This is a genomic window from Pseudoalteromonas sp. McH1-7 (assembly GCF_013366255.1).
GTDB lineage: Bacteria > Pseudomonadota > Gammaproteobacteria > Enterobacterales > Alteromonadaceae > Pseudoalteromonas > Pseudoalteromonas peptidolytica.
The window spans coordinates 73,632-91,469 of sequence record NZ_JABWPQ010000026.1 but is presented as its reverse complement, the minus strand read 5'-3'; the positions used below and the strand labels follow the sequence as shown (position 1 = coordinate 91,469).

Below are 17,838 nucleotides of genomic sequence, written 5' to 3'. Positions count from 1 at the left end.
TGTCCCCTTCGTCTAGAGGCCTAGGACACCGCCCTTTCACGGCGGTAACAGGGGTTCGAATCCCCTAGGGGACGCCACTTACTTTTGGTAAGTAACTCGGTTAGCAAGAGAATAAACCGCTAAAAAAGTCCTAGTGACACATCTGTGTCCCCTTCGTCTAGAGGCCTAGGACACCGCCCTTTCACGGCGGTAACAGGGGTTCGAATCCCCTAGGGGACGCCATTTCTTATTTTCTCCATACATCATATCTCATTGATAATTCTCAATATCAGTCGTTATATTGCCTAACAAGATTAATCTGCTAATTTATATATTAACTTCCTGCTGTGTGTTTAATAGCCAAAATAGTGATATCCATGATCTTGATCAGTTTCTGATGCTTTTCTTCACGACGTCTTAGAAAGTAATAATTTATTATTGCCTTTTTATAGAGAGTGCACAATGAGCAAAGGTAGAGCTGATTACACTGGTAAAGAAAGAGATTATCCAAGTTCTTATAACTTACTTTCGACAACAAATGTCAAAGGACAAATTAAGTATGCAAATGCGCAATTTTGCGAAGTTGCAGGGTTTTCTCTAGATGAATTAAAAGGTAAGCCACATAATCTCGTAAGACACCCAACTATGCCAAAAGTGGCGTTTAAAAACTTGTGGGATTATATTGAAGCAGGTAAACCATGGATGGGGATGGTAAAAAATCGCTGCAAAAATGGTGATCATTATTGGGTTAATGCTTTTGTTACGCCTATAAAAGACAAGTCAGGTAATACTGTAGAGTACCAGTCAGTGCGGACTAAGCCTAATAAAGAGGTAGTTAACCGAGCAGAGCGAATATACTCAGATTTGCACGGTGGTGCTCCATTAAGTAAGTTCACTCGTGCATCTTGGTCGCTATCTGCACAAATGATGGCAATTATCATCATTTTTTATGTCCTAACTATGGTTATCTCAAGCTTTGCTACTCCGTGGAATTACATTGCCGAAACGATTCTGACCTGTATTGTCTTATTTATTACGTATTCACGCCTTGCTCCTGTACGCGAATTAAGTAAAAAAGCCAAAAAGGTGTATGACAACCCGCTAATGCAAAAGGTATATCTAAATAAAGTTAACGATGTTGCTGCTATTGAGCTGGCATTAATTGCTCGAGAATCTGAGCTTAGAGCTGTTCTTGGGCGTGTCAAAGATGCGAGCTCAACGGTGTCAGAGTATGCTACGAAAACCATGCAAGAGTGTAAAAGCAGTGCAGATATTTTAAATCAGCAACAAGCGCAGACAGGATCTCTTGCCACAGCTATAAATCAGATGTCGGTCTCTATCAGTGATATTGCATCAAATACAAACAATGCTGCAAAACAGTCTGAAGCGGCACTTGAATCTGTAGTAAGTGGGCACAAGGCGGTTGACGATAATATGCAGAATAATTATTCGCTATCAGAAGAATTGTCACAGACGCAAAAAGATATTGAGGACCTAAATGCTCAGAGCGTTAATATAGAAGGCGTGGTTGATGTGATTAGAGGGATTTCAGAGCAGACCAACCTATTGGCTTTAAATGCCGCCATTGAGGCAGCTAGAGCAGGAGAGCAGGGGCGAGGGTTTGCCGTCGTTGCTGATGAAGTACGGGCACTTGCGCAGCGGACACAGGATTCTACAACAGAGATAAATGGGATTATCGCAGATCTTAGGCTTCGTGCGGAAAGGGCCGTTGCAGCGATTCAAAGTGGTGTTGCGCGCTCTTCGGAATGTGTTTCTAAAGCTGAAGGGACAAAGTCGAGCTTGGAGACGATCAATACTATCGTTAATGAGATTTCGAGTCTTAACTATCAAATTGCTACTTCAACAGAAGAAATGTCAAGCGTATCAAATGAGTTAAATGTGAATGCAGTGACGATTTCAGGTCTTGCTGATGAATCAATGCAAAGCGCACGCAAAACGCACGAAACCATGAAAAATACAGAGCAAGCACTTGATAATCAGGAGGCCTTGGTTGATCAGTTTATTCGCAAGTTAAACAGCAGCCGTGATTAAACCTAGAGTATCTGGGGTGAATTAGTGTTCATTTGATGACTTTTTAGTATTTATGATACTTTGTTTCTTTGAAGTACCTATTATGAAAATAGGTACTTCAGCAGTAACGGGATTATCGAGATGATTTCCCGCCACATATAGATCATTGAATTAAAAAAAGTATATTAAATTTGATAACCACCGTTTATCCCTTTAACTGCATAAGCAACAGCATCGTGGGCATGAAGTGACTCGTAATGGTTAATTTTTATATAAAAGTCAGCTAATTGTTGTTGGTTGAAAAGTGCTTTAAGTTTTCGTGCAGCATCCTCACAAAACATAAGGTTTTGTCCATTTAGACGAGCAAATTCTTGTTCATCCTCACGTTTTACAGCGGCTTGAACTGGTGTTTTTAATTCATTCTCGACTAATTCAATTAAGTCTAAGATCTCAAACTCATCGATATGCTCGCCGAGGCGAATTTTAATATTTGCAATGGAGCGCTGAGAATGAGGAGTAGCAACAATACCTTCTGTGCTACCAAGCCATTTATGAACGCTATTAAAATCTAATTCGGTACCGTCAAATGCTTGTTGAAAGGCATCTTGTATTAACTGGCGTGATAGTGCCGCAGAGCAAGGGCAGGTAGATGAATAGGTTATGTCTAAAGCGAGTTCAAGTGTGTAAACACCATTTCGTAATGTCGCATCTAGCTTTATTGGATACGATTTCCAGCCCATTTTTTTACTTAAAAGTGAAGGGCGCCTAATTGGCAACTCAAAGTGAAAAAGTACTTTTGCACTTGTGCTCAGTTCATTATGGGTACTTAAAAAGTTGTCTAATAACTGCTTTAAGGTATTAGGCGTTAATACTTTCTCACAGGAGAGTGAGTCGAGAGCAAGGAAAAGGCGTGACATGTGAATGCCTTTGGCATCCTCTTTTTGCAAATCAACAAAAGCATCTGCTTTTGCTGTTACGGTGACTTGGCCCAGCCCCTTAACTTCAATAACTAAAGGTAGCTCTATGTTGCCCATGCCTACCCAGTCTAAAGTTCCGGTTTGTAACGCACTTGCACTATGTGCAATGTCTGGCATGTTATTTTGCATAGAGGCTCTCTTTTCTAAGACTTAAAAAACGCGCATATTACACCAAATCACATAAAGTTGGGATGATGAGTGCAAATCTATCTGTATTAAATTAAACAATTTGTGCATTTAGTGATACAGGCTTTTATTTGTGCTCGTAGAATCCAATGATTATAGGTAATACTGTGCTCAGCAATATCTGTGCTCGCTTATTACTAGGGCTTTTGTATAATATTTACTTTGCGGTCTAAATTGTGCGATGGTCAGGCTATAAGCAGTGAAATACTCTTGTTCTGATCAGTATTTAATAAGTGGTGATGTAATAATATGGCAGAAAATTCGTTTGGCTCATGGGCTCGAATTTTATCAAATTTGGTAGAAAAGTATGGTAACAAACGTGCATTTGCAATTGCTTATGTATTTACGTTATTTGTTGCCGTGATCCTGTCTTGTATGTTTTATTACGTTGCACTTGGAGTGGTGGAAATAGCTGATATATCAGCGTTACTTTTTCTAACCGCCGTCATTTCACCCGCTCTGATCATGATGTCAGTTGCCGCAATGAGAGAAGTTCAGTCTTCAAAAGCGTATCTTGAATCAGCCACACAGCAAGAAAAAATGTTGAATCAAACATTGAAGGACAATATTAATCGGCTGAATAGTGAAATCGATGAAAGGAAACTAGCCCTGCACGCAAAGCATAGGGCTATTGATGAATTAAGAAAAGAAATTGCGGAGCGCAAAAAGACGCAATTAGAGCTAGCTCAGCAAGGTATGTTATTGCGAAACATCGTCGACTCATCTCCTGATTTGTTTTACTACCGAGATGAAAATGGTGTGTTTGCCGGCTGCAATAAGATGTTTGAATTGGTAATGGGGAAGAGCAGTGAAGAGCTTATTGGCAAATCTGTAGAGCAAATTTATCCCACTCAGTATTTACCCAAAGTTTTAGAAACGGATGAACAGGTCGCAAACACCCAGCAACCGTTAACTCTCGATGTCGAATACCCAGTTAAGGGTGAACAGCGCTGGTTTGAAATGCGTAAGTTACCGTTTATTAATGATAAAGGTGAGTATATCGGCTTATTAGCATTTGGACGGGATATTACTAGCCGAAAAGAAGCGGAGCAGGCACTTGAAACTGCATATAAAGACAAAGGTAAGTTCATCGCAACACTCAGTCATGAGCTAAGAACACCACTAAACGGTATCGTCGGTTTGACTCGCATGATGTTAGATACAGAGCTGACCGCGCAGCAGAAGAGTTGGTGTAATACAGTGTTCTCAAGTGCTGAGACGCTGGGGAATATATTTAACGACATTATAGACCTAGACAAAATTGACCGAGAACAGCTAGACATTGCGACAGATAGTATAAACGTCTCAGACTTTATCAATGATGTTGTAAACTTTGCTGGCTTAATAGCCGAGCAGAAAGGGCTTGAGTTTACAATTAACCGCTCTGGTATTTTAGATGTATATGCTTTACTTGATCCAACTCGACTTCGCCAAGTATTGTGGAATCTAATCAATAATGCGGTGAAGTTCACGCACAGAGGTAGTGTCACGTTAGAGTGTCGACGTGAGAATCGTAGTGATGGCCCGTGGCTGTCCATTAGCGTTATTGATACTGGAATGGGAATACCCGAAGAGCAGCTAGAACGAATTTTTGAAATGTACTATAAAGCGCCAGATGCGTCTGGCAGTAATGCGATAGGCTCAGGTATAGGGTTAGCTGTGACAAAAGCATTAGTGCATGCAATGAAAGGCTCTATTTCCGTTGTTAGCTCTGAAGGTACAGGTAGCCGCTTTGATGTTGAAGTTCCACTGCAGTTATGTAGTGCACCAAAAGAGCAAAGCTACGCAGGTAGAAGTCTTTACATTCTACTTGTGGAGGATGTCCCTCTAAATGCAGAAATAGCGACTAACTTACTTGAGCAGCGTGGTCATGAAGTTATCTGGGCAGAAACTGGGGAAGATGCTCTATCTTTTGTTGAAACTGAAGATGATCTAGATTTGATTTTGCTTGATATGCAGTTACCTGACATCAATGGGGATGAAGTTGCGCGCCAAATACGCCAAGAAAGTCACTTTGATCACCTACCCATTGTCGCATTAACAGCAAATGTTAGAAGCGCCGAACAGGAGCTTGAAGGGATCAGTGTACAAGGTGCTTTAGCTAAACCGATAAATACCACTAAACTTGATAAAATGTTAGCAGAGTTATTCGGTATAGAAGCACAAAAGAACAAGCAAAGCCTAGATCTTCGAGAAGCTTTATTACAGCCGCAATATAGTGATTTAGATATAGAAACGATTTGTGACTTTGTTGAGTCAATGGGAGCCCCAGCTTTCCAAAGAAGCTGTGATTTGTTTACAAAATTAAGCCCTAAATACTGCCAAGAACTAAGAGATGCAGTAGTCGAAAATGATATTGAAGAGTACGGAGCTGTAGCTCACAAAGTGAAAGGAGCAGCAGGTTCTGTAGGTTTGAAACTCGCACAGTTGCAAGCAAAGAAAATGGAACTGGAGTCAGATGGAAAAGATGATGATACGCTATTGCTGTGGGTTTCGGAGTTGGAAGCAAAAATAGAAGAAGGGCAAGAAGCCCTTCATCCATTAATTGCAAAACTCGCTGAAGACTAGCAAAAACGATTATTGAGCGTCGATTTTACCAATGAATCGGTAACCTTCACCGTGAATTGTGCTGATTAATTCAGGTGTGTTGTTATCGGTTTCAAAATGTTTACGAATACGACGAATTGTGACGTCAACTGTACGGTCATTAGCACGCAGCTCACGACCAGTCATGTGCTTAATAAGCTGCTCACGGCTAAAGATACGACCAGGCGAATCTAACATTAGACGAAGCGCTCTATATTCACCTTTAGGTAGACGCTTTGAGTCACCTGTTGGAGATGTTAAACAGCGACTGTTCTCATCTAATTCCCAACCATTAAACGTAATAACGCCGTTACTATCGATCGTAGACTCTTCTGCTGAACTGCCTGTGCGAGATATTAAGTTACGGGCACGAATAGTTAGTTCACGCGGGTTAAATGGTTTTGTGATGTAATCATCAGCACCAATCTCAAGACCAAGGATACGGTCTACATCATTGTCGCGACCTGTAAGGAAGATAAGGCCGATGTTTTTCTTCTGGCGTAACTCACGAGCCAAAATCAAACCATTTTTACCAGGAAGGTTGATATCCATGATAACAAGGTTTACATCATCGTGTGATGTTAGCTTGTCGTGCATGTCGTCGCCATCAATGGCTTCAATTACCTTATAACCTTCCGCTTCAAATAAACTAACGAGGTTCAGTCGAGTTACGTCTTCATCCTCTACAATTAGAATGACTGGCGTTTGCATTATTAATTAACCTTTTCGGAATATATAATTTACAATGAGTTCGGACTTATATAATAAATCCGAATATTTACGATTATAGGAGCTTATCCAATTGTTAACAAGTAAAATCAGTTGGGATGAAACTTGGATACGGCAAGCAACCTTGAGCGTACGATGAAGTACTGTTTGTTCAGGGCTTGCTTATTAATGTACAGTCGAATTTTGCTTCCTTCTTGGACCAAAGCAGCTATCCCGCCTCTTTCTAAAAACTCAATACTTTCGCCCACGGTCAACATGTTTGACTCTATTGTATCGGTCCAAGCGGATAGTATATCATTTTCATTGGTTTCATCAATGTATGTGACGTCGCAGGCGCTGGAAAGTTCCCGGTAAGTCCATGTTTCTTTTGCCTCAATAAGCGTTATGGGTTTGCCACGAATTGACAGTTTTGTTGCATTTTTTAAATTAGATGCGGGGCCACTTTCAAGAGAATAAAAACAAAATATTAAGCTTTGTTTGGTATCCTCATCAGGGAACTCTATAAACTTGGCCATTTGATATAAAAAAGCAGAACGTACTTGATCAGGCGTTTTTGCATGTAGAACCATAGATGCAAATAAGCATATTATGATAATACAGCAGCGCTTCATTGTACGTTTCCAGAAAGAGGAAGTGTAATAATAAACCTTGCGCCTTTTTTACACTCTTCATCTAAAGCAATTGAGCCCCCAAGCGCTTGTGTAACTAGGTTATAAACTAGGTGCATACCTAAACCGCTACCGCCCTCACCACGGCGTGTCGTTACAAAGGGGTCAAAAATTCGCTTTTTAATTGCTTTTGGAACGCCTCCTCCATTATCAAAGTACTCCAGCTTTAGATGCTCTGAGCTTGAGGTAACAGTAATATTTATAATGTTGTTTTGCTGATCTTTAAAACCATGTAGTAATGAGTTCGAAATCAACTGCTCTAATACTTGTTGTAAAGGTCCAGCTTTGCTTTCAATTTCAAGACCCTTGTCACAGTGAATGCTGATCTCTGGTTGTTTGGTCGCAATTTCAGCTCGTAAAGAGGCGACGACTTCTGTGAGTAGATTAGAAAGTTCTATTTTCGAGTTTACTTCTAAGTCTTGGCTTACAGCAAGGCGCTTAAAGCTAGAAACGAGCTCAGCTGCACGATTTAGGTTTCGATAGATGAGATCTAAATTTTCGATACCGTCACCAATGAACCTTTCTAGTTGCTTAGAGGTGAGGGACTTGCTCTGAAATGCATCATTGATGTCTGACAATTTATCTCGTAACAGTGTCGAGCCAGTTATACCTAAACCAATTGGTGTATTTACTTCATGGGCTACTCCAGCCACCATTTGCCCCAAAGATGCCATTTTTTCGTTTTCAATGATTTGATTCTGATATTGGTGCATTCGTTCGAGAGCGTTGAGCAGCTCTTGGTTAGCCTCTCTGAGTGCGATGGTGCGTTGGTTCACTTTTTCTTCAAGGCTTTGGTTTAGCTGTTTTATTTCTTGTTTGTCAGCTTTGTGGCGTTCAAGTTGGTTTTCTGTTCTGGCCAGCATTATGTTGAGGTTGTTAGCAAGTACATTTAGCTCTGCGATGTGACTGCCAGGAGCTCTGGCATTGTAATTGTGGTTTTTAGACACATCTTGAAGTAGGGTCGAAAGCCCCTCAATTGGTGTTGCAATGCGTTTTTGTATGCCTCTAGAAACTAATAAAACGAGAACCAATACAAATAAGGTGAGGGCAATATCAACCAAAATTTTCTGATTGATATAATTAGATAAGCGTTCAAGGCCACCTCGAACATATACGTAGCCTTCAATATTACCTTCGTAAATAACGGGCCTCACAAGCTCGATGTGATCTTCTGAGACTCTAGGAGTTAAGAGTTCATCAATTTGGTTTACTTTGAGAGGAACTGGAGGTGTTCTACTTGCATTATAACTTGTGAAAAACACTGGCCTATTGGTGACATCATCAATTGCATATATGTGAATATTTTTAATAATATCAACGTGCTGAAAAGATTTTAGGCGTGCATCTTCAGTTTTCCTGTCATCAAATAAAATGGTTATTTGAGAGTTGAAAGAAATGATATCAGCTATCATCTCAATTTTATTAATAATGAGTTGTCTTTGTTCCTTTACATCTAAATACGTTGAGATGGATATAGATAAAGACAAGCACAATGCAGTTACAAGCATCACTGCGCTGATCAATACTTTTCTTATGCTTGTTTTGGTTAATTGCTTACTCATTCTTATTCCAGCTGGATGATCAGCCTTAGCTGCGGCTAACAGAGTATTGGGATCCCAAACACTCATTATAATAAAGTAGAGCAAATCTTTGAAAATGAAAAGATAAAAGGCAGATTTCAGCGAAGGTTTACTTAATTTTCAAGTAAACCTTATAGGTTAGTAGTGTTATTGTGCTTTATATACGGCGAACTTTGTATTTTTGTTGACTGTTTCAAATTGACTAAATTGTGCTTCTAATATTGGCGGATACTTTAAGAAGCTATTAGCGACCAACTGGATAGTTGATTTTGCCTCCATAAAACGCTTAATGTTCTGCAAGAACTGTTCAGCAATTCCATAATCAGTAGAGATGCCTGTATGAAATGGTGGATTACTGAGGATTAAGTTAAACTTACCGCTTAATTCACTCAGTCCATCACTCAACAGTAAGGTTGCGTTGAGCCCGTTCAAAGCCAAGGTTTTTTGAGTCGCGTACAGCGCGAGGGCATTGACGTCTAAACAGGTAAATTTAAGAGTTGGGCTTTTTAGCAACGAGTAACAAGTTATAATTCCTGCACCACAACCAAAGTCTAGTACCTTCCCTTTATAAGGCAGAGTGATACTCTCCAGCAACAATTTTGTCCCAGCATCAAGCTTACCGTGGTTAAATACTCCAGGTAAACTAGCGGCAGTAAACTCTGTGTCGGCGATACGTACAGTAAACTCTTGAACATACCGATCTAACTCAAAGTTTGGATTGCTGGTTAATTGGTTGAATTCGTACAAAATGCAGTGTTTTGCACTGTCTAACTTGTAGCAATGCTCAGAGTGTTCTTTTAGCTGCTTTTCAGCACTTTTTACTCCGCCTTTATTGTCACCAACGACGAGCAGTCGTGTTTCGTCAGTGCTTAAATAACGAATGTTATCAAATACCATCTGCGCTTCAGGCTTTGATTTAGGGTAGTAATAAATAACGAGATCACAGTTTTGTAAAGCCGGTAACTGATGACCAACATGACTACTCACACCGGCAATATTATTTGCATGTGTATGATCTGCAAAATCAAAGCTAAAAGCATGGATCGCTGAATTGGGATTTAGCGCTTTCAATTCACGTAAAAAACCATCTCGAGGATGATTGATTACCAGAATATTATTGGCAATGAGTTCTTCTTCATTTCGAAGTAATAACAAGCTGGGGTTGGTAAATTGCAACGCTAACTCCTAGATAAAGCTGTGAGTGCTGTATTGAGAGAAATGAAAGGAGCGAAAATACGCTCCACAATAATTAATCGATGCGTTCAAACATCAAGTCCCAAACACCGTGCCCTAAGCGGTGACCACGTTGCTCGAATTTGGTCAGAGGTCTAAAGTCTGGGCGAGGAACATAGTCATTGCTTTGCGACTGATTTTTATAACCGGGTGCCGTACTCATCACTTCAAGCATGTGCTCTGCGTAGTTTTCCCAGTCCGTTGCCATATGGAACACGCCACCAACTTTTAATTTTTGACGAATTTTCTCAGCAAACTCAAGTTGGACAATACGGCGTTTGTGGTGGCGTTTTTTATGCCACGGATCAGGGAAGAATAGCTGTAGTTTAGCAAGGCTGCCATCGGCAATACAGTCAGCGAGAATTTCGACAGCATCATGTTCAAATACACGTAAGTTTTTGATGTCCTGCTCATCTGCATCCATCAAGCACGCGCCAACACCTGGACGATGGACTTCAATACCAATAAAGTTTTGCTGAGGGTTATTTTTAGCCATTTCGACTAGTGATTTACCCATACCAAAGCCAATTTCCAGAACGACTTCATTGTTATTTCCAAACACCTCAGTAAAGTCAAGCAAGCCTTGTGTATGCTCTAACCCCATACTCGGCCAACATTTTTCCAATGCAGCTGCCTGGCCTTTAGTTAGACGTCCTTCACGCTTAACAAAGCTACGCACTTTTCTGATGTACTTGCCTTCTTCCTGCGCCTGTTCGAGCGCATTTTTGCTTGATTCGTTCATGGTCATTTCTATGCTGGTGAAAATGGTCGCACATTATCGTCATTCAGTTGGCAATAAACAAGTATAGAGTGAAATTTTACGTGGTGACTATTAAAGCAATTGTGATTACACTGGCGGCTTTTGTAGCAAGTACTAGTCAGGTTTATGAACGTTAGCCAGCAACAAGCTAAGTGGTTTGGTGAGCAAGTTGTGTCTTGGTATCACCTTCATGGTAGAAAAACACTGCCGTGGCAACTCGGAAAAACACCGTACAAAGTATGGATTTCTGAGGTAATGTTACAGCAGACTCAAGTAACTACGGTTATTCCCTATTTTGAGCGCTTTATGGCGCGCTTCCCAACGGTAATTGAACTGGCTGATGCGCCAGAAGATGAAGTGCTACACCATTGGACTGGTTTAGGTTATTACGCTCGCGCGAGAAACCTTCACAAAGCCGCCAAAGTGATCAGAGATAAATATCATGGCAAATTTCCAGAAACATTAGAAGCCGTTATAGATTTACCAGGAATAGGTCGCTCAACAGCTGGCGCAATTCTCTCCCTTGCGCTTGGTCAGCACCACCCAATACTCGATGGTAATGTAAAGCGAGTACTAGCTAGGTTTTATATGGTTGAAGGTTGGTACGGAGTAAAAAAAGTCGAAAACCAATTGTGGTCTTTGAGTGATGCTGTCACACCAAGTGGTGATGTAAGAGCGTTTAATCAGGCTATGATGGATTTAGGATCCGGCGTGTGTACAAGAAGCAAGCCAAACTGTGATGTTTGCCCGTTAGTTGAAGAGTGTTCAGCGTTCAAAAATAATCGGGTGAAAGAGTTTCCAAATCCTAAACCCAAAAAAGACAAGCCAAAAAAGCGTGCTCATCACCTCATTATTAAATGCGGTGAAAAGGTACTGATGGAAAAACGCCCTTCAAGTGGGATCTGGGGAGGCTTATTTGGGTTTTTTGAATTCTCAGAGTCTGCTGAGGTTAATACTTTTATCGCCCAGCAAGACATAGTTGCGGCTAGCATTAATACCTTAGAGCCCTTTGTGCATATTTTTACGCATTTTGAATTAACCATCACACCAGTTGTTATCGAAGTGACTCACCCAACAGATTGTGTGCATGATCATCAGTTATTGTGGTTTGACCTTCATAATCCTCCAGAAGTCGGGTTAGCGGCACCGACTAAAAAGTTGGTTAAAGTCTTAGCTGCAATAGGGTAAACTGAAGACATCAGCTGTGCCACAAATTGAAAGTGCACAAATAAAATTGAAGAGGTAGAAACTTATGGCTCGTACCGTATTTTGTCAAAAGTTACAAAAAGAGGCGCCAGGATTGGACTTCCAACTTTATCCAGGTGAGGTTGGAGAGCGTATTTTTAATAATATCTCCAAAGAAGCATGGCAACAATGGCAGCACAAGCAGACCATGCTTATCAATGAAAAACACTTAAATATGATGGATCCTGAGCACAGACAGCTACTTGAAGAGCAGATGGTTGGTTTTTTGTTTGAAAATAAAGACGTTGAAATTGAAGGCTATAGGCCTCCAGAGAAGTAAAAAGGTCGCTTATGCGACCTTTTTACTAATCGGTTTTGTCTTTAACAGTGAATTAGTACTCTCTGTCTACTGATAGCTTTGCTAGCGCAACAAGCGCTTCTTTATGGTCTGAATCAGGCAGCACATCAAGTTGTTCTATTGCTTTACGCGCCTCTTCTTGTGCTTTTTCCATAGTAAAATCGAGCGCTTTTGTCTCTGCTAGAGTGGCTAATATTTCTTCGAGGTGCTCAAGCCCATTACCACTTTCGATTGCTGTGCGAATTTGCGCAGTTTGCTGCTCATTCGCATGCTTCATAGCATAAATTAGCGGCAGCGTCGGCTTTCCTTCAGCAAGGTCATCACCGATATTTTTACCCAAAAGCTCTGCGTTAGCACTGTAATCAAGAATGTCATCTACAAGCTGAAAGGCGGTGCCTAGGTGCATGCCGTATAGCTTGAGCGCTGTTTTTATCTCATCGGATTGTTCTAATACAACGGCTGGCAACAGGGTTGCTGCTTCAAAGAGTTTTGCGGTTTTGCTGTAAATAACCTGCATGTAACTCTGCTCGCTGGTATCTGGGTCATTACAGTTCATAAGCTGTAACACTTCACCTTCGGCGATTATATTAGTAGCATCAGCAAGGATCTGCATCACCTCCATATTGCCAAGGCCAACCATAAGCTGAAATGAGCGGGTGTAGATAAAGTCACCGACTAAGACACTGGCAGCATTACCAAACTCGGCATTCGCGGTAGGCTCTCCACGGCGCAACGCCGATTCATCAACTACGTCATCATGGAGTAAGGTTGCCGTGTGTATGAACTCGACAATTGTCGCCAATGTGATGTGTTTATCACCTTCATAACCTAATGCTCTGGCGGCCAAAAGGGCTAACATCGGACGGATGCGCTTACCTCCGCTGTTCACAATGTATAAACCTAACTGCTTTACAAGCGCAACATCAGATTGCATTTGTTCATGTATAAGTTGGTTGACACCAAGCATGTCTTGCTCAACCAAATTTTGGATAGTTTTTATATCCATTGTGCTCCGAGCCAATCTATTAACCGAAAATGAATAAACGCAGCGATTGTACTACAAAAAAACCATCGACTCGATAAATTGTCGTAGTTGCTTATAAAAAAACGTTTTTATGCTTAATTTTTGTTCTTTTTATCACTCAAAGAAGATACCTCTTTTGGTGTGGAATTTATCCAGAGTATCAGTTTTAGGTAATTGAAATGACCATACGTTAGGAGGGTAGTTCGGATAAAAAATAGCTTGGCTTTGACATTTTTTTGACTAGAATAGGGGAAAATATTTGATTGCCCTCATGCGAGCTAAATTTTATTCACTTTCTTCAAATTTACACTTGCGCCAAGATACGCATTAGCGTAAACTTCGCGCCCTATTGAAGAATATTAAGTTGCGTCGATTTGAGGGCGCACAGACGGAGTTAATTATGTACGCGGTTTTCCAAAGTGGTGGTAAACAGCACCGTGTGACTGAAGGTCAAACTATTCGTTTAGAAAAGCTAAACGTTGAAACTGGTGCAGCAGTTGAATTTGATTCAGTACTTCTAATTGCTGATGGTGAAAAGATCGAGATCGGTGCACCGTTCGTTAACGGTGGCAAAGTAACAGCTGAAGTTGTTTCTCACGGTCGTGGCGAGAAGATTAAGATTGTTAAGTTTAGACGTCGTAAGCATTCTCGTAAGCAGATGGGCCACCGTCAGTGGTTCACTGAAGTTAAAATCACTGGCATTAGCGCTTAATTTTTTAGAGGTACAGATAGATGGCACATAAGAAGGCAGCTGGTAGTACTCGTAACGGTCGCGATTCAGAAAGTAAACGCTTAGGTGTTAAACGTTTTGGTGGCGAATCAGTTTTAGCGGGTAACATCATCGTTCGTCAACGTGGTACTAAGTTCCACGCTGGTACTAACGCAGGTATCGGTAAAGACCACACAATCTTCGCAAAAGCAGACGGTAAAGTTGTTTTTGAGCAGAAAGGTCCTTTAAACCGTAAATACGTTAGCATCGTAGCTGAGTAATCGGTATTAAATACTAAAAACCCCGCTTAGGCGGGGTTTTTTTGTTTTTAGTGCATTAATTACCAAATTTAGCTATATCAAGTTGTATTAATACAATTGATATTAGGAGCGACTTGTCGCTACTGCTATAATAGCGAAGAGAATTCAGACAGAGTTAAAGAGTTTAAACCATGAAGTTTGTCGATGAAGTAGAAATTAGAGCGGAAGCCGGAGATGGGGGCAGTGGTGTCGTTTCATTCCGCCGCGAAAAGTTTGTGCCAGATGGCGGCCCAGACGGAGGTGATGGCGGTGATGGCGGGAGTGTATTCCTTGAGGCTGATGAAAACTTAAATACGCTTATCGACTATCAGTTTGAACGTTTTCACCGAGCTGAGCGCGGCACTAATGGTCAAGGCAGAAATTGCACCGGTAAGAAGGGTCAAGACTTGGTACTCAAAGTACCGGTCGGTACTCGTGTTACTGATGTTGATACCGAAGAATGTCTTGGCGATTTAACTAAGCATGAACAAAAGTTAATTGTTGCTAAAGGTGGTTTTCATGGCCTTGGAAATACGCGATTTAAGTCCAGTACAAACCGTGCACCAAGACAGAAGACATTAGGTACCGCAGGGGAAGTTCGTAATCTACGTCTAGAGCTTATGCTTTTGGCCGATGTTGGTCTATTAGGTCTGCCCAACGCTGGCAAATCGACATTTATTCGTAGTGTTTCAGCTGCAAAGCCTAAAGTAGCAGATTACCCGTTTACCACGCTTGTGCCTAATTTAGGTGTTGTTCGCCCAGAAGCGAGTAAGTCGTTTGTAATTGCAGATATTCCGGGATTGATTGAAGGTGCAGCTGATGGTGCTGGCCTTGGTATTCGATTCTTAAAGCATTTAGAGCGCTGTCGAGTGTTATTGCACATTATTGATGTGATGCCAGTTGATGGTAGTGATCCGATTGAAAATGGCTTTGCAATCATTAACGAATTACATCAATACAGCCCTAAATTGGCAGAAAAGCCACGCTGGCTAGTGTTGAATAAAGTTGATTTATTGCTTGAGGAAGAAAGAGAAGAAGTTTGCTCGCGTATTGCACACGAGCTAGACGCAGAAAACTTTTACATGATCTCCGCAGCAAATAAGCTTAATACGCAACCTTTATGCTTTGATATTATGAATTTGCTTGAAAGCATGCCAAAAGACAAGTTTGAGGAAGAGCAGCAAGAAGAAGTTGAGTTTAAGTGGGATACCTATCACAGGCATGCAACTAAAAACGACAACAATGACGATGATGATTGGGATGACTGGGACGACGATGACTATGATGTAGAAGTCATCTACGAGCGTTAGTTATATCGCTCCAATTCTCATTGATTAGTTTGAAAGGCCCATTCAGGGCCTTTTTGCTATTTCTTTTTCCATTTTCTGTATCATGATTGTTATACCAATTTGACTTAATACTTGCTCAATTTGAAGGAGTAAATCTGACGCTAACAGCGTTAAAATTTCTCATTTAGAACAACTAAATAGCAAAATTTTTGCCTAGTTATCGACAAGATTTTCTCGCCTCAAAATAGACCACTTAATTAAGCAAATTGATATTAGGTGTTATACTGTTCGTAATACCAAATAGCGTTTCAAAAACTAATACTAAAATACTAATAAGGTACATTGTGGTAATTTCAATGATAGCAGCAATGGCAAACAATCGTGTCATCGGAAAAGATAACGATATGCCTTGGGATCTACCTGCTGATCTTCAGCACTTTAAAAAAATCACTCTAGGGAAACCTGTGATCATGGGACGAAAAACATTTGAGTCCATTGGTAGGCCTTTACCTGGTAGAAGAAATATCGTTATTTCACGAAATAGTGACTACACACATGAAGGTATAGAAGTAGTTTCTACTCCTGAGGCTGCGTTAAAAGTAGTCTCTAATTATGAAGAAATTATGATAATTGGTGGTGGTCATATTTATGACATATTTTTACCGTATGCTCAGCGTCTCTATTTGACCTTTATCGACCTTGATGTAGAGGGGGATACGCAGTTTCCTGATTACAAAAAGTTTGGAGAGTGGCGCGAGGTCGAAACAGAGTGTAACGAACCTGACGAGCGTAATAACCATAGTTATAAATTCGTAACTCTACACAAAAAACTATGAGTTTCTTGCTAACAATTGTTTAGGTTGCTAAAATATAGTCAGTTATATGCTACGAACAAAGTATTAAAGGGTCTGTGTAATGAAATTAACTACCGTGCTACTGTCAGTATCTATTGCTGTTGCAGCTTTTTCTTTTAGCAAACCAGCAAGTGCAAACGATCAGTTGGCGCTCTCTCTATGTGAATATATTGCTGCTGATGACAAAAACCGTATTCGTAAGGCGCTAAAAACTGCTCGTCTTAAAATGCGTAATATTTATGATGGTGTTCAGTGTAACGGTAATAATCTACTAAGACATGCTATCGCTAGCAATGCGAGTGATGCTGGTGAGTACATTGTTAAAAGTATTCCTAAAAGTGCATTAGAGGATGGTAAAGACCTAGCGTGGGCAGAGGCAAACCATGGTGGTTCACCTCTAATTGCAGTTATCAAAGAGCGTGCGGGCCTTTAATTCAAAAAACATATGATAAAAAGCCCTTAATTGGGCTTTTTTTATACCTAACTAATTCATACACCGCTATGTACCTCACCTAATACCAATTTGTCTTAATACTTGCTCAATTGGAAGAACTAAATCTGACGCTAACAGTGTTAAAAATTTCTTATTTAGAATAACTAAATAGCAAAATTTTTGTCTTGCTTATCTGGATGTAGGCACCTTAGCGATAGCAGGACGCGGTAGTGGAGTTATCGACAAGCTTTTCTCGCTTTAAAGTAGTTCGTTTAATTAAGATAATTGGTATTAAGCCAAGCTGAAGAATAATGAATAATCCTACTTTTTAGTCACGGCTCAAGCCTATTAGGGCACTAGGCAAGCCATGCCAGAGTCTTGGCTAATAAAATATTTTATTATAACTTCTTTTGATAAGAATCAGTTTCCTTCCAATTTTTGTAATAAATTTCTGTTAAGGCTCTTGAGAAATAACACAATCGTGCCAATACTATTGTTAAGGGTAAACGCAAAAGAAGGATTGCATATGAAGATTAATTTGTCTGGCCATCACGTAGATGTAACCGATGCTGTTAAAAACCACGTTCATGAAAAGTTTGCCAAAATTGCTAACCACTTTCCATCGTTGTTATCCCTTGACATCATCGTCAGTAAAGAACACAAACAATTTTATACGGAGATAAGTACAAACTACGCAGGAAGCCGAATATCGGTAAAAGGCGAGGATGAAGTAATGTATCCGGCAATAGCTAAAGCGTCTAAAAAGCTGGATTCAGCTTTAAAACATCGTAAGGGTCAGCTCAAAGCAAATAAACACCAAAAGCCAGTGAGCACCACCCCACCTATTGCGCATGAGATCATTCAAGAAATGGAACTTAAGTAAAATTCAGATTATCCACAAGGCCCCTCGGGGCCTTTTTTGATACAATCCCACTAATCGTCGTATGTGTAAATCTTA

Annotated in this window: 17 protein-coding genes and 2 tRNA genes; 12 read left to right on the top strand and 7 right to left on the bottom strand. The window is 40.5% G+C overall.

The window, feature by feature from the left end; translation table 11 throughout:
- The first annotated feature begins 1 nt into the window (after window position 1).
- The 3 genes from HUZ36_RS17530 (at window position 2) to HUZ36_RS17520 (ending at window position 2,031) form a co-directional block, all read left to right on the top strand.
- Window positions 2–77: transfer RNA gene (locus HUZ36_RS17530), tRNA-Glu, on the top strand.
- Window positions 78–146: 69 nt separating this feature from the next.
- Window positions 147–222: transfer RNA gene (locus HUZ36_RS17525), tRNA-Glu, on the top strand.
- 219 nt (window positions 223–441) lie between these two features.
- Window positions 442–2,031, top strand: a complete 1,590-nt coding sequence (locus HUZ36_RS17520; protein ID WP_125253301.1) for a methyl-accepting chemotaxis protein — start codon at window positions 442–444, stop codon at window positions 2,029–2,031.
- A 164-nt stretch (window positions 2,032–2,195) separates the two neighbouring features.
- On the opposite strand, the gene folE2 is transcribed toward HUZ36_RS17520, so the two are convergent.
- Window positions 2,196–3,116 carry a GTP cyclohydrolase FolE2 gene (folE2, locus tag HUZ36_RS17515; RefSeq protein ID WP_176033539.1) on the bottom strand — a complete coding sequence of 307 codons (921 nt, stop codon included), beginning with the start codon at window positions 3,114–3,116 and terminating at the stop codon, window positions 2,196–2,198.
- A gap of 306 nt (window positions 3,117–3,422) precedes the next feature.
- Between folE2 and arcB the strand changes: the two genes are divergently transcribed.
- Window positions 3,423–5,741: an aerobic respiration two-component sensor histidine kinase ArcB gene (gene arcB, locus HUZ36_RS17510; RefSeq protein ID WP_125253299.1), complete on the top strand. Its 2,319-nt coding sequence runs from the start codon at window positions 3,423–3,425 to the stop codon at window positions 5,739–5,741.
- Window positions 5,742–5,750: 9 nt separating this feature from the next.
- Here the strand turns inward: arcB and arcA are convergent, their stop codons facing one another.
- From arcA to trmB, 5 genes are all read right to left on the bottom strand, one after another.
- Complete coding sequence (arcA, locus tag HUZ36_RS17505) at window positions 5,751–6,470, bottom strand: two-component system response regulator ArcA (RefSeq protein ID WP_125253298.1); 720 nt, start codon at window positions 6,468–6,470, stop codon at window positions 5,751–5,753.
- 107 nt (window positions 6,471–6,577) lie between these two features.
- The gene (locus tag HUZ36_RS17500; RefSeq protein ID WP_128732666.1) at window positions 6,578–7,099 is read right to left on the bottom strand and encodes a YfiR family protein; all 522 of its coding nucleotides are present in this window, start codon (window positions 7,097–7,099) and stop codon (window positions 6,578–6,580) included.
- Window positions 7,096–8,718 carry a sensor histidine kinase gene (locus HUZ36_RS17495; RefSeq protein ID WP_176033538.1) on the bottom strand — a complete coding sequence of 541 codons (1,623 nt, stop codon included), beginning with the start codon at window positions 8,716–8,718 and terminating at the stop codon, window positions 7,096–7,098. Before HUZ36_RS17495 ends, HUZ36_RS17500 begins: the two co-directional genes overlap by 4 nt.
- 165 nt (window positions 8,719–8,883) lie before the next feature.
- Window positions 8,884–9,912: a methyltransferase gene (locus HUZ36_RS17490; RefSeq protein WP_176033537.1), complete on the bottom strand. Its 1,029-nt coding sequence runs from the start codon at window positions 9,910–9,912 to the stop codon at window positions 8,884–8,886.
- Window positions 9,913–9,985: 73 nt separating this feature from the next.
- On the bottom strand, window positions 9,986–10,711 hold the full coding sequence (gene trmB / locus HUZ36_RS17485; protein ID WP_176033536.1) for a tRNA (guanosine(46)-N7)-methyltransferase TrmB: 726 nt from the start codon (window positions 10,709–10,711) through the stop codon (window positions 9,986–9,988).
- Window positions 10,712–10,855: 144 nt separating this feature from the next.
- On the opposite strand from trmB, the gene mutY reads away from it, so the two are divergent.
- Window positions 10,856–11,917: an A/G-specific adenine glycosylase gene (gene mutY / locus HUZ36_RS17480; RefSeq protein ID WP_176033535.1), complete on the top strand. Its 1,062-nt coding sequence runs from the start codon at window positions 10,856–10,858 to the stop codon at window positions 11,915–11,917.
- Window positions 11,918–11,981: 64 nt separating this feature from the next.
- On the top strand, window positions 11,982–12,254 hold the full coding sequence (locus HUZ36_RS17475) for an oxidative damage protection protein (protein WP_125253292.1): 273 nt from the start codon (window positions 11,982–11,984) through the stop codon (window positions 12,252–12,254).
- 52 nt (window positions 12,255–12,306) lie between these two features.
- Here the strand turns inward: HUZ36_RS17475 and ispB are convergent, their stop codons facing one another.
- Window positions 12,307–13,278, bottom strand: a complete 972-nt coding sequence (gene ispB / locus HUZ36_RS17470; RefSeq protein WP_125253291.1) for an octaprenyl diphosphate synthase — start codon at window positions 13,276–13,278, stop codon at window positions 12,307–12,309.
- 418 nt (window positions 13,279–13,696) lie between these two features.
- Between ispB and rplU the strand changes: the two genes are divergently transcribed.
- The 6 genes from rplU to hpf all read left to right on the top strand — a co-directional run bounded on the left by rplU (window position 13,697) and on the right by hpf (window position 17,763).
- Window positions 13,697–14,008 carry a 50S ribosomal protein L21 gene (gene rplU, locus HUZ36_RS17465; protein WP_125253290.1) on the top strand — a complete coding sequence of 104 codons (312 nt, stop codon included), beginning with the start codon at window positions 13,697–13,699 and terminating at the stop codon, window positions 14,006–14,008.
- A 20-nt stretch (window positions 14,009–14,028) separates the two neighbouring features.
- Window positions 14,029–14,286, top strand: coding sequence for a 50S ribosomal protein L27 (gene rpmA, locus HUZ36_RS17460; protein WP_105169123.1), 258 nt, complete (start codon window positions 14,029–14,031; stop codon window positions 14,284–14,286).
- A gap of 170 nt (window positions 14,287–14,456) precedes the next feature.
- A complete protein-coding gene (gene cgtA, locus HUZ36_RS17455; protein ID WP_176033534.1) occupies window positions 14,457–15,614 on the top strand; it encodes an Obg family GTPase CgtA in 1,158 nt (385 codons plus the stop codon).
- A 323-nt stretch (window positions 15,615–15,937) separates the two neighbouring features.
- On the top strand, window positions 15,938–16,429 hold the full coding sequence (folA, locus tag HUZ36_RS17450) for a type 3 dihydrofolate reductase (RefSeq protein WP_353506998.1): 492 nt from the start codon (window positions 15,938–15,940) through the stop codon (window positions 16,427–16,429).
- 79 nt (window positions 16,430–16,508) lie between these two features.
- Window positions 16,509–16,880: a DUF3718 domain-containing protein gene (locus tag HUZ36_RS17445; RefSeq protein ID WP_125253286.1), complete on the top strand. Its 372-nt coding sequence runs from the start codon at window positions 16,509–16,511 to the stop codon at window positions 16,878–16,880.
- A 526-nt stretch (window positions 16,881–17,406) separates the two neighbouring features.
- Window positions 17,407–17,763 carry a ribosome hibernation-promoting factor, HPF/YfiA family gene (gene hpf / locus HUZ36_RS17440; RefSeq protein ID WP_125253285.1) on the top strand — a complete coding sequence of 119 codons (357 nt, stop codon included), beginning with the start codon at window positions 17,407–17,409 and terminating at the stop codon, window positions 17,761–17,763.
- Window positions 17,764–17,838: the final 75 nt, after the last annotated feature.